The organism is Aquiflexum gelatinilyticum, from assembly GCF_024813435.1.
Classification (GTDB): Bacteria; Bacteroidota; Bacteroidia; order Cytophagales; family Cyclobacteriaceae; genus Cognataquiflexum; species Cognataquiflexum gelatinilyticum.
This window is the reverse complement of the sequence record NZ_JANAEZ010000001.1, coordinates 491,284-503,330: the sequence shown is the minus strand read 5'-3', so window position 1 is coordinate 503,330 and position 12,047 is coordinate 491,284. Positions and strand designations below refer to the sequence as shown.

The window sequence follows — 12,047 nt, the reverse complement described above, 5'->3', positions numbered from 1 at the left end:
CCTTTTCGGCATTACCTTAGTTGTCTTTGGGATATTTTGGACTCCAACTTCATCCTGATTGATACCTTCGCGGTTTAGGGTATGTGAGTGGATTCGCCATTGCATTCAATGCCGTTTCCAAACATTAAACCACGCACTGAAGACAGGATTTCTAATTCCCCATCCATTAAAGCGGAAAAAACATGGAAAATATTACCAGAAGAACATTAATAAAGAACACCAGTCTGCTTTTTCTTGCAGGCCTGATTGATCCATTTGCAAGCTTTTCAGTAACGCTCAAATCAGCAAAAACCATTTTATTGGTTTCAGGATGGCAAGATGTTAATATCGGGGATATTGCCCACACGCCGGGGCTTCTGAATGTTTTTGAAACCTTTATGCCTGATGCCAAAATCATTCTTTGGAAAAGAAGTAAAGGGGAGGAAGTGGGTAAACTGCTAAAAAAGTATTTTCCGAAAGTGGAAATCATTTATGGAAATGTCGATAAGGAAAAAAATGTAGATAATCCTGAAATCATGGAAGCGTTGAAACAAGCTGATGTAATGGTGCATGGATCAGGACCATTGCTGGTAGCTGCGGATAACCTTGCTTTTTGGATGAAAAATACGGACAAACCCTTTGGTGTTTTCGGAACGACGCTGCAGTCCCCAAATGAGTATCACCAAAGTATCCTCAAGGAAGCAAGTTTTATTTATACCCGAGAAACTCTTTCTATCGAGCATCTCGAAAGGGTCGGAATAGCCGGTTCTCATATCCAGTTTGCGCCGGATGCAACATTTTTTATGGATATCAGAAATGATGAGAAAGGAGATCAGTTTTTGAAAGAGGCTGGACTTGAAGACAGGAAATTTATCTGCGTCATTCCCAGACTTCGATTTACACCTTACCACGAATTCAATCCAAACAAAAACGGTTGGTCAGATACTAAAATAAAAGAGGTTGAAACTGTAAACGCAGCCAAGAAGGAAGAAGACCATGCCAAGTTGCGTGAAGCAATGATTGCCTATGTAAAAGAAACGGGAAATAAGGTCTTGGTATGCCCGGAAATGACCTATCAGGTGGATATTATGGACGAACTGTTGATAAATCCGCTTCCTGAAGAAATCAAGCCTTTTGTTATCAAGCGGGGCTATTGGTTTCCTGATGAAGCTGCATCTGTTTATCGAAAAGCACTTGCAGTGCTGAGTTTTGAATGTCATTCTCCTATCATAGCAGCTGTCAATGAAACACCGTTTTTCTACCTCCGCCAACCAGAAGATACCATCAAGGGCCATATGTACTATGACTTGGGTTTTAATGATTGGATATTTGAAATCGAACAGACAGAGGGAAGTCAGATTACAGAGGCACTAAGGGAAATTTGGACGAACTTCACAGCTGCGCAACAATATCTTAAAATAGGTATGGATCAGGTTAGTGATATCTATAAACAAAGAGTCGAAAGCGTAAGGGCATTAATTTGATTTCCAAAAGGAATTTTGATTGAATGGCCCAAAACCATCCCGACAATTGTTGTGAAGGAAAAGAATGAAATGGTGAAATTACAAACTGATAGCGATCAGAATCCACTCAATCCCACTTCCTGGCATTTGAACTTAACCCGGCAGCTGTAAAGAAAAAAGGGATCGTCAAATGGAAAATCCAATGATTTACTTTGAACCACCATTCAATGGCTCATACGTCATCCAATCTACCTCCAATTCGAATGGCTGAATGGGTTTTTCAAGAGAATTAGGATTAGTCTCCACAGCCCAGTCCTTTGTATGCCAAAAGTTCATTCTGTACTTGGTTCGGTGTTGAGGTATTCCTATGGTAGTGCCTTGATAATCCCACAACACCAATTTCTTCCCACTGACAGGATGCATCATCCACCAAGTGATGCGGTCCTCGTACCAATCAAAACCATAAGTATAAAATTTTGCTGAAGCGTCATAATCCTCAATGGGTTCAATGGTTGCAGGCTGATTTTGGATTCCTGATAATGGCGTCCTAAAGCCGGTATCGCTTTCCCTGTAAATCGTCTCATAGACAATTCCTTTTGCAAGGTTGATGATGCGGCCAACTCTCCTCAACGCACCGGATTGCCCGGTCCATGTGCCAACATATATGATCGTCGGATCGGCAAGAAGCCACTCAAAGTCAATCTCACTCAATCCGGGAGCACTGTCTACATGGTAGGTGAAATAGCCGACAACTGCACCCACGTTTGGCTGAATGGACACTGCCTCAGGAACTTTCAGCCGGGCGGAATAGGTCCCAAAATGAGTGAAGTCTTTAGAGATGATTTCCGGTCCACGACCTGCTCCTGCGTTTTCTTCTGGATCAATTTTGAAGGAGAGGATTTTGGTGCCGGGCTCTGAAGGAGAGTCCACCCCAATTTTATATTTAAAATCAGATTTGGTTCCGGTTGAGCCATACCTAAAGTGAATTAAAGTAGAGTCCGAAAAATTCTCCTTAAATGAACTGTGGTACTTGTCGGTTTGGGAAATAGCGATAAATGGAATTAAAAATAATATTGCTGATAAGTTCCGTAGTTTCATAATGGCTTCCTGAACGCGGTATAGCCAAATCTACAAAAAAAATCAAAGGTTTTTTGTTTGCTGTCGGTAGGAGTAGGTACTATCTACACCTTTTTATTTAGTAGAATTTGTAATTCGAAAGATCTGGAACCATCTTTCCCTTGAGTGTTTGGATAAATGGTGCAATTACATCCCAATGGCTAACTGGAGATTTTCTACTTTAAAGAAAACTTACAATGGAACACTTGCGGGCGGGAAGAAATTTTTCCGGGCCGGCGTGGCACTGTGTGGGGGAGGATTAAAATTTCTTGAACTTTTTGGTTACTTTTTGTTTCAAGACAAAAAGTGACAAGAGAAGAAAAGGGACAAAATATGGTGGAGTGATTGAAATTTAGAAACCATCAAATTTCCGTAGGTTATAGTTTGGTCTCGATTCTAGGTTTGTTTCCTAAAAATTACCTGAACTTAGGATTGGAATTATTAAAAGCAAATTGAATTTTAAGCCTTCCCTGTTTTTGGTGGAAACTGCAGCTAGGCGTAGTTTGTAACTACGCCTTCTTATGATTTTGAATTTGTAATTCAATAAACTAGAATTACCTTTCGAGTGAGTGTTTTGTATACAAGACCAATTACAAATTGGTAAGGATAAATGGGTGTAATTACAAATTACACCCAGACCACCATCAATCGCAATATTCATCTAGGGGAAATAAACAACAATTTCCAATGATCAGAAAGATATTTATGCTTACCCGTTCTCTATTTGTTTTATGCATCTTTACTTGCTTATCCTGCAAAAATGATTTCAAGGAAGCTGTTAAACTTAGGGTAACGTATATTCAACCATTCACTACTGTAATGGTACCAGTGGATTGCAAATCAATTGACCATATGTTGGACTTTTCGAAAAGAAAAAAAATCGTGGATCAAACGTTTCTAAATTCATTTGAGAATGAATTGGAAAACCTAAAGGAAAAAAGTGTATATCAACCCATTGATGTCAGGATAAAGATCCTTATCGATTACGCTGACAAAACAGATACACTTTGTCTTGGAGAATTTTTTGGAGTAGTATACAATGGAAGGTCTTTTGAAGATAACTCAAGGTTATTGGACCTCATTAAATCAAATATATATTTGGACTAAAGCATTGATCCCAGTCTTCATCAAATGTTCAAAAAAGGGAAGAAATTTAATCCTCTATTTCTCCTTTTCCTATATTTGAATTCACTTTCACATGGATGTAGCTTCCGTCATAAAATTCTTCCCTTGATGTGAACTCTCCTGTACTTTCCAAACATTCCTCAGGTAAGTCCCAAACTTCATCCAAATTATAAATATGAACAGCATAACCCCATTTGTGATTTTCATCTTCAGCCATACCAAGCACAGCTCCTTTCAACCCGGATATACCATGATTTGAGGTAAATATGGTTTCCTTTACTTTGACTATTTCGTAAAAATTAAATCGTGACTTCATTTTTATATATGGGATTTGTCCTGTAGATGAAGGGTTTAAGTGACTTCACCTATCTGATAAATATCCAAATATTGGAGTTGAAAAGTTATTTAATTTGACAATATACAAGAACGGGCTGGATTTAATTTCCAGCCCGTTTTCATTTCTTACCTTTTTATTTACTGAGGCACTGCATCATTCGCCGCAGTGGCATATAATCCAAGCAGGGTTCCTGTAAATCCACCTGCTACATTGGTGGATAAAATATCTCCTGAAACAACTCCTCCAAGATTTTTCATTGCGCCGCCATCAAGGCTATAGCTGAATTCATGGTCATCTCCTTTTGCTTTCACTTCAAGTTGGATGGGTCCTTTCAACTCAATTTTTTGGCTGGCGATGATGGTGGAAGTTCCCTTTTCTGTTCTTTCAAGGACGATATAGAAGTCGCTTCCTTTTTTGGTGACTCCAAAAACATAATGGAATTTCTCACTTTGCAGACAAGTAATTCCTGCAAGATCTTTTTCCGAAGCAGGTTTGTAATCCATGGTGGTGGAAAAGGAGAAATCTTTATGCTGTTGTCTGTAGAATAAGGTAGAGATTGGTTTTACTTCCTTGATATTCACTGCAAAAGGTTTGATCTCTACGCCACTTTTGGTAATGGTCATAAAATCCTCCCTCGGACCTCTCAAACCGATCCATCTGTAATCCAACTTTTCTGATTTGAATTCTTCGGTATAGGTGAAATTGCCATTGGGGAAATAGCCATCCTTTCCTGTTTTGTTTTCTGTTATTCCCTTTGGCATTTTGATTTTGGGTTCCATGGGGATTAGGCCATTCTCAAAAACCGGGAATTCTCCTGACCAATCCACTGGCAAAATGAAAGTCTCACGACCTGAATTCACCCTGTCCTTGGTATTTGGTCGGATTCCCAAAAAGACTCCGTAGTATTTGTCATCCGGTCCTAAAACCAAGTCTGCATGACCAGCCCAATCCACTTTGTTTTTTCGGTCTTTGGCAAAATACCTTTGTGTCAAAATCGGATTGCTCGGAGCGGGGATGTATGGGCCCTTGGGATTATCACTTACAAAAATCACTTCGCTGTGCCAGCCACCTGTTCCGCCTTCAGCACACATCAGGTAATATTTTCCGTTCTTCTTGTAGATATGTGGCGCTTCGATCCAGATTGGTTTTTGTTTGATATCCACCCCACCGTCAACAATGATCTTGTCAGATCCCTCGATGACTTGGTCTGCCGCCATATCGTATTCCCAGATTTTGATCACGCGGTGACCGTTGTAGAGTTCCTTGCCTTTGTCCGGTGCATCATTATGGACGACGTATGCTTTCCCGTCTTCATCAAAAAACAATGCAGGATCAATACCTGAAAAATTAAGTTTGTTTGGATCGCTCCATCCTTGTTTCGGGTCTTTGGTCTTCACAACGATATTTCCCATTCCTCCCGAAAACTGCGTGGTAATCATATAAAAGGTATCATTGTATTGGTTGTACAGGATATCAGGAGCATAAATACCTGCACTGATTCCTGAATCTTCCACTTTAAGTTGGGATTTCCTGTCCAGTACGTGACCGATTTGGGTCCAATTGACAAGGTCTTTGGAATGGAAAATCGGTACACCGGGAAACATGGCAAAGGACGAATTGACTAGGTAATAATCTTCTCCTTTTCTTGTGATGGAAGGATCCGGATAGCAGCCTTGCAATATGGGATTATAAAATTCATCTGCTGCCAATGGATAATCCTTGTAGACTTGGTCATTTCCCTGATAAGTAGTTTTGGAAAATATGGGTCCATTGCTCTTCTGACTGAATGCTCCTGAAAAAGAAAGCAACAAAGCCAAGAAGCTCAATAAAATAGGTTTGGATTTTTTCATATTGATTGGATTTATTGTTCTGCGGTATTGATTTGATAATATTTATGGAAAGGATATTCAAGATTCAATAGGAAATAGTGATTTTAGTTATTTACCGAGTATCCAAAATATCAATGAATATCCAGTATCAATTAATATCGGAAGTAGGAAGGAAGTCATAAATGAATGAGGAGAATTTATTTATCTTCAATATTTATTTTAAAATAATCGAAATCCACAAATCCTCCGATTTCCTTTGTGGCATAATTGAACAATGCAAACCTATAACCCATAAAATGGGGAAGCGTGTACTTCATTTGCAAAACATCTCCAATTTGTATCCAATTATTCCCATCTAGGCTGTAATAGAATCTGGCTTTGTCAATTTTATTTTTGAAGTCACAGACTGCTTTTAAATAAATTGTTTCTTGAAGGAGCCGAATGGATTGGATTTCAATTTCACTTCCATTTTCTGCCCTCTTCATCACAATATTTTTCCTTCCATTCAGAAAAGCGACTCCTATTGTTCCATAATCCCTCTGCAAAAGCCCCAAACCGGCAAAATCTCCTTCCTTCATATTCGAAACATCCACCATCACTTCTCCGCTGCTTTCAGGACCTACAGTCCTTTGGGTCAAGGTGTTCCTAGCTGTTAAAAAACTATCATCAACTCGGCTTGTTTTCAATCTCAAAAATCCCTTTCGCTCGTCCAATGACCAAAATTCTCGAACAGGATTATGGTTCCATTGCCAAACCAAAGGCAATTCTTTGTCTCCTGCATTTCTTTCAAAATCATCTGAAGCGACTATTCCGGGTAACAAGCTCTTATTTGGAGAAAGATCCAAAAAATCCGGAACCAGTCCGTCAGTTCCCATTACCGGCCAACCGTCTTCCCATTTCACCGGAACCAGGTAAGGTATCCTGCCTACAGCTCCATAATCGCGGAAGAGATAAGCATACCAATCGCCTTCCGTAGTATTAATTAACCCACCTTGTGCAACTCCTTTGTCTTGAAGCATCACTTTTCCTTCATAGGGTCCATTGATGTTGTCTGCTCTGTGAACAATGACGGTTCTCATGCCGCCTTTTGGCCAAGCGATGTTGAAGAGGTAATACTTGCCATTGACTTTGAAGAGTTGTGAACCTTCTGCAGGCAATCCGACATTGTCTCCGGCAGGGGCAGTGGCATTTTCGATCAAAACTCTTTCGGTTCCGGGTTTGATGCCGGACAGGTCAGGTTCCAATTCCAGGATTTTCAATGTTCCCGTTCCCCATATCAGATACACTTTTCCATCTTCTTCAAAAAACAAAGTCAGGTCATGAAGTGAAGGTGGAAATGCAATTGATTTCCAAGGTCCTGTTTCAATGTTTTCTGTGGTGTAGAGGTGGGTTTTGCCTGTAGTCTTTGCAAATGTCATGACATAATATGTGCCATTGTGGTATCGGAGCGAGCTAGCCCATGATCCTCTTCCATACCCATTTTCCCCGTTTTCCAGACCCATGGCTTTCCCTGCATCCAGGATGTCATAGGCATAATTGACGATCTCCCAATTCACAAGATCTTTCGATTTCATGATTGGTACTCCCGGACTCATATGCATCGTGGTGCTACTCATATAATAAGTATCACCAACTCTAACCATGGACAAATCAGGAACATCAGCATGGATGATGGGATTCGTAGCTTTTGGGTTTTGGGCAAACAGAAAATTGAAACATACCAATTGAATCAAAAATAAGAGCAGAAAAGCCTGATATATTGGTTTAGATTTTATGTTTCTATTGAAAAGGTATACCTTATGAATTCCGGATCTGATATCAAATTTCATTGAATTGACCATTATGCATCATGTCTCATTTGAGATAAGTGTGAATTTAACACTTAAATTTAAAAAACAACTCTCGAACCTGACCTAATTGTGAGATAGTAAAAATGCCAAAATAAGCGTGTTGCTTTTAATTCAGAGTAGGGAAGGACTGTTTTAGGTCAGGGCCGGGATGCAGGTGTGCTCCCGAGGACTCAAACACAAAAAGCCCGGCATCAGCCAGGCTTTAAAGTGCAGAGGAGGAGGGATTCGAACCCCCGGTACCTCACGGTACAACGGTTTTCAAGACCGCCGCGATCGACCACTCTGCCACTCCTCTAAGTTTATTCTAAAACGGATAGGTCGTTTACGGATTGCAAATGTATGCCTTAACTTTGAATTTGCAAAACCGGCAACTTCAAATTACAACTGATATTCCCTAATCTCCTGATTTTCTGATTTATTATTTTTTTGTTGGTTTCATTTCTCATTTTCAATCTGTCCTCTCGCATCTACTCTTTTCATTTATCTGCATTATTTCATCCCAATTTCCAATTAACCAATACTTATTGACCTGATTACTTTTTTCTGATTGTCATTTTTTTCTTTCCCCATAATCCAAAAAGGCCAACCACTTCGTATTTGCCTTCATCTAACCAAATTTTACCAACTATGATCAAATTAAACAAAGCAACCATGGCGAGAGTGCTTTTTCTCTTTGTGGTTTCAGGATTGACTTTTTCCTGTGAAAGAAAAAATGAGGGAATGCCTGTTGTGGACTTGCCTGAAATGGCCCCTGATGTCATGTTTACCGCCTTGACCGATGACAACCTCGTTGTGAAGTATCAGGCTAGAAACCTGGACTTACCGGTTGAAATATTGGATATTTCAGGATTACCTGATTCTGAAATGATTATCAGCATTGATTATCGACCTGCCACAGGCCAATTGTACGCTTTAGGTTCGTCAAGTCGATTATATATCATCAATGAAAATTCCGGTGTGGCTACTGCTTTGGGGATTAACTCTTTCAGCCCTGCCATATCAGGAGAAAATGCTTCTATAGATTTTAATCCCACAGTTGACAGGATCAGATTAGTCACTGAATCAGGTCAAAACCTGAGGCTTCATCCTGAATTGGGAACAGTGGTTGCCACAGATGGGAATATCAATGGAGGAATGAATCCAAAAATCGGTGCTGTAGCTTATACCAATAGCGTAGCCGGAACAACAATGACAACTTTGTACGACATCGATTTTGAAGGGGATAAGCTATTTATCCAAACTCCTCCCAATGATGGCGGTCTTCAGGAAGTTGGGGATCTTAAAATCAACATTAAAGGCATGGGTGATTTTGATATCAATCCGGATAATTCAGCAGCTCTTTTGGTAGCAATTGAGAATAATCAATCGAGACTTTTTTCTGTCGATTTGTCTTCGGGAAGGGCAAAGTGGGCAGGAAAATTCAAAATGCCGATTATTGGCATAGCATTCAAAACCAATCCGGTAGCATATGCAGCCAATTGTGATAATGAATTCTTTAGGTTTGATCCATTATCCCCATCGGAGAATAAAATAAATTTGGTAGGTATGATGGCTGAAGAATACATAGTAGGCTTGGACTTTAGACCTATCAATGGGGCCCTTTATGCAATTACAAACAAAAGTAGGTTGTTAACCGTAAATACATCCAATGGGCAAGTTACACCAATAGGTTCAGGACTAAATCCGATGCTTTCAGGTACAACTTTTGGATTTGATTTCAATCCTACCGTAGATAGAATCCGTTTGGTGAGTAACACAGCACAAAACCTCAGGTTGCATCCTGATCTGGGATCGGTGGTCTTCACTGATGGCAACCTCAAGCCAGGTTCTCCAATGGTTAATGGAGCTGCATACAACAACAGTTTCGCAGGTTCTACAAATACGACACTATATGTGTTAGATTCAGAAACTGACATGTTATATATGCAGGTTCCTCCGAATGACGGAGTATTGGTACCGGTTGGTTCATTGGGAATCAACTTCAAGGATGAAAATGGATTTGATATAGGTGGAGCATCCAATTCAGCATTTGCTCATTTAAAAGTAGGGGATATGTCTGCCATTTATACCATTAACCTAAGTACTGGGGCAGCGACAAAAATATCAGATTTCAATGTGCATGTGACAGCCATGGCTTTAGGGCTAGGCTTTTAACGAAAAATTTTACTAGGGCTTATTATATTAAAAAAGTCTTCGGTTTTCCGAAGACTTTTTTTACGTCTATTTTTGGTTTCCAATTAAATTTTTCATCGCCTTAATACCTCGATGATTTTTTCCAGATCCTCGCTGATCGTAATGATACCAATTACCGGTTCATCCCTTCTACCATTTTCTGTAATCAATAATGCTTCAGCGGGATGGGGATTGCCTAGACTTTCTACGAAATATTCCCTTGCTGTCACAAAATCGGTTTCTTTCTTGATGATCCGATAATTTTTAAGTTTGAGGGTTTTGGTAATGATGTCTTTGACATATGAATCTTTGAAAAGCTTTAGTGGCTCCTCTGTTTTGGTCAATTCTGCCATCCATCTGGCAATGGCTTCAAAATTGATCAATCCTAGAATGAAGCCGTCTTGGATGATTGGTGCTTGACAAAAATCTTTTTCCACAAGAGTTTGTAAAACCTCAACGAGACTGTCATCCGGTGAAACAGCATAAACCGAAGTCAAAAAATGCTGGTAAACCAAAGGAGGATTCATTAGAATGGCTGATATTTTTTCAATTTCCAGCACCACATCCTCTCTTGGGTCTGCGACCGGTTTGCCCTGCTTCCTTTCAGAATGAATTATGGCATTTCGAAGATTCCCAAAAAGGCGAAGCTGATCTCTATATTGTCTGACGATGAGGTTGGATTCGCTCATATCATCAACCAAGTTGAAGTAGCTGATAAAATTCCTCGCCTCTAAATTTCTTCTAAGAAAATTCTCTATGGCATTAAAGGCTTCCAAAAACCTGTCTGCATTGCTCATTTCCATAAAAATCATATTTTGATTTTAAAATCACCTTTCTTTCAACCGGGATCTAAACACTTCCCACAAATAATTTTCACAAAAGCTTACCTTTCACCTTTTACCTCTTACTTTTCTCCAAAAACCAATAACCCAATAACCATTAACTATCATCCCTTAACCAATTCAAAAGTCTGTTTTCCGATCTCCAATTCCTCATTGGTTGGAACCACCAGAATTTTGACTTTGGATCCTATAATATTGATTTCCCGGATTTCAGCGCTTCTTGTGCTGTTTTTTTCTTGGTCAAGATGAATCCCAAAAAACTCCATATCCTGACAGACAGCCGCACGCATTTCTGTGTCATTTTCTCCAATACCTGCCGTAAAAACGATAGCATCCAAACCATTGAGTGCGGCGGAAAATGTCCCTATGTATTTTTGGATCCTGTAGGCGTAAAGTTCATAAGCCAATTTGGCATCCTCATTTCCATCAAATATTGCCTGTTTTACATCCCTCATGTCACTGTGCCCACAAAGTCCCAATAATCCACTTTTTTTATTCAGTATGTCATTGACTTCTTTGGAAGTATAGCCACGCTCATGGATAAGGTGAAAAATAATGGATGGATCGATATCCCCGCAGCGTGTTCCCATCACCAGGCCGCCCATAGGACCAAGACCCATAGAATGGTCAATGGATTTACCGTTTTTGATAGCTGTCATGCTGCTTCCGTTGCCAAGGTGGATGGTGATGATTTTGGGTTCGGGAATATTCAGGTATTCATTTGCTTTTCGGGACACATATTGGTGGCTGCTGCCATGGAATCCATAGGAACGGATACCCAATTGGGTGTACATTTCTTTTGGAATAGCTGAGCGATAAGCCCTTGGAGGCATGCTTTGGTGGAAAGCGGTATCAAACACTGCTACTTGTTTGGCGAATGGAAAAACCCTTTCTGCAACTGTTATTCCAAGAAGATTAGGCGGATTATGCAATGGGGCCAAAGCAAACAATTCTTTGATTATCTTTTTGACTTCATCAGTGATCAAAGTAGTAGAAGCAAACTGCTCGCCTCCATGTACTACCCGATGGCCAATTGCCTTGACTTCCGACATGTCTGACAAAACGCCTTTTTCAGGATCTATCAAAAGCGCAGTCACAGCCAAAAGACCGGCTTCATGATCTTTGATGTCCTTTTGGAATTTAAAAACTTCTTCTGATCCATGGATGAATACTTTGTGGGTCAAGGTGGCATTTTCCAGCCCAATCCTGTCTACCAAGCCACTACACACCGGAGATTCATTGGGCATGTCAAAAAGCTGGTACTTTAGCGAACTGCTGCCCGAGTTCAAAACAAGAATTTTCATTTTCAATTTATCTTAACTAATTACTTTTAA

The 12,047-nt window shown here is 40.0% G+C and carries 9 protein-coding genes and 1 tRNA gene; 3 read left to right on the top strand and 7 right to left on the bottom strand.

The annotated features are described in order from the left end of the window. Positions 1 to 182 precede the first annotated feature (182 nt). The gene (locus NK987_RS02100; RefSeq protein ID WP_259262522.1) at positions 183 to 1,463 is read left to right on the top strand and encodes a polysaccharide pyruvyl transferase family protein; all 1,281 of its coding nucleotides are present in this window, start codon (positions 183 to 185) and stop codon (positions 1,461 to 1,463) included. A gap of 186 nt (positions 1,464 to 1,649) precedes the next feature. Here NK987_RS02100 and NK987_RS02095 read toward each other — a convergent pair whose 3' ends face one another. After that, positions 1,650 to 2,540, bottom strand: a complete 891-nt coding sequence (locus tag NK987_RS02095; protein WP_259262521.1) for a glycoside hydrolase family 16 protein — start codon at positions 2,538 to 2,540, stop codon at positions 1,650 to 1,652. Positions 2,541 to 3,410: 870 nt separating this feature from the next. Between NK987_RS02095 and NK987_RS02090 the strand changes: the two genes are divergently transcribed. Further along, on the top strand, positions 3,411 to 3,665 hold the full coding sequence (locus NK987_RS02090) for a hypothetical protein (RefSeq protein ID WP_259262520.1): 255 nt from the start codon (positions 3,411 to 3,413) through the stop codon (positions 3,663 to 3,665). A 46-nt stretch (positions 3,666 to 3,711) separates the two neighbouring features. Here NK987_RS02090 and NK987_RS02085 read toward each other — a convergent pair whose 3' ends face one another. The 4 genes from NK987_RS02085 to NK987_RS02070 form a co-directional block, all read right to left on the bottom strand. After that, positions 3,712 to 3,999, bottom strand: coding sequence for an Imm31 family immunity protein (locus NK987_RS02085; protein WP_259262519.1), 288 nt, complete (start codon positions 3,997 to 3,999; stop codon positions 3,712 to 3,714). A gap of 158 nt (positions 4,000 to 4,157) precedes the next feature. After that, positions 4,158 to 5,870: a glycoside hydrolase family 43 protein gene (locus NK987_RS02080; RefSeq protein ID WP_259262518.1), complete on the bottom strand. Its 1,713-nt coding sequence runs from the start codon at positions 5,868 to 5,870 to the stop codon at positions 4,158 to 4,160. 176 nt (positions 5,871 to 6,046) lie between these two features. Next, positions 6,047 to 7,678 carry a glycoside hydrolase family 43 protein gene (locus tag NK987_RS02075; protein ID WP_259262517.1) on the bottom strand — a complete coding sequence of 544 codons (1,632 nt, stop codon included), beginning with the start codon at positions 7,676 to 7,678 and terminating at the stop codon, positions 6,047 to 6,049. A gap of 231 nt (positions 7,679 to 7,909) precedes the next feature. Beyond that, positions 7,910 to 7,994: transfer RNA gene (locus NK987_RS02070), tRNA-Ser, on the bottom strand. 332 nt (positions 7,995 to 8,326) lie between these two features. Here NK987_RS02070 and NK987_RS02065 point away from each other — a divergent pair. Next, a complete protein-coding gene (locus NK987_RS02065) occupies positions 8,327 to 9,853 on the top strand; it encodes a DUF4394 domain-containing protein (RefSeq protein WP_259262516.1) in 1,527 nt (508 codons plus the stop codon). 92 nt (positions 9,854 to 9,945) lie between these two features. Here NK987_RS02065 and NK987_RS02060 read toward each other — a convergent pair whose 3' ends face one another. Further along, positions 9,946 to 10,674 (bottom strand): CBS domain-containing protein, encoded by a 729-nt coding sequence (locus NK987_RS02060; protein WP_259262515.1) that lies wholly within the window; start codon positions 10,672 to 10,674, stop codon positions 9,946 to 9,948. Positions 10,675 to 10,817: 143 nt separating this feature from the next. Beyond that, complete coding sequence (locus NK987_RS02055; protein WP_259262514.1) at positions 10,818 to 12,017, bottom strand: acetate/propionate family kinase; 1,200 nt, start codon at positions 12,015 to 12,017, stop codon at positions 10,818 to 10,820. Positions 12,018 to 12,047 lie beyond the last annotated feature (30 nt).

Excerpts from the sequence above, each read along its gene's own strand:
- NK987_RS02100 (WP_259262522.1), top strand. The coding sequence starts at position 183 with ATGGAAAATATTACCAGAAGAACATTAATAAAGAACACCAGTCTGCTT.
- NK987_RS02095 (WP_259262521.1), bottom strand. The coding sequence starts at position 2,540 with ATGAAACTACGGAACTTATCAGCAATATTATTTTTAATTCCATTTATC.
- NK987_RS02090 (WP_259262520.1), top strand. The coding sequence starts at position 3,411 with ATGTTGGACTTTTCGAAAAGAAAAAAAATCGTGGATCAAACGTTTCTA.
- NK987_RS02085 (WP_259262519.1), bottom strand. The coding sequence starts at position 3,999 with ATGAAGTCACGATTTAATTTTTACGAAATAGTCAAAGTAAAGGAAACC.
- NK987_RS02080 (WP_259262518.1), bottom strand. The coding sequence starts at position 5,870 with ATGAAAAAATCCAAACCTATTTTATTGAGCTTCTTGGCTTTGTTGCTT.
- NK987_RS02075 (WP_259262517.1), bottom strand. The coding sequence starts at position 7,678 with ATGAAATTTGATATCAGATCCGGAATTCATAAGGTATACCTTTTCAAT.
- NK987_RS02065 (WP_259262516.1), top strand. The coding sequence starts at position 8,327 with ATGATCAAATTAAACAAAGCAACCATGGCGAGAGTGCTTTTTCTCTTT.
- NK987_RS02060 (WP_259262515.1), bottom strand. The coding sequence starts at position 10,674 with ATGGAAATGAGCAATGCAGACAGGTTTTTGGAAGCCTTTAATGCCATA.
- NK987_RS02055 (WP_259262514.1), bottom strand. The coding sequence starts at position 12,017 with ATGAAAATTCTTGTTTTGAACTCGGGCAGCAGTTCGCTAAAGTACCAG.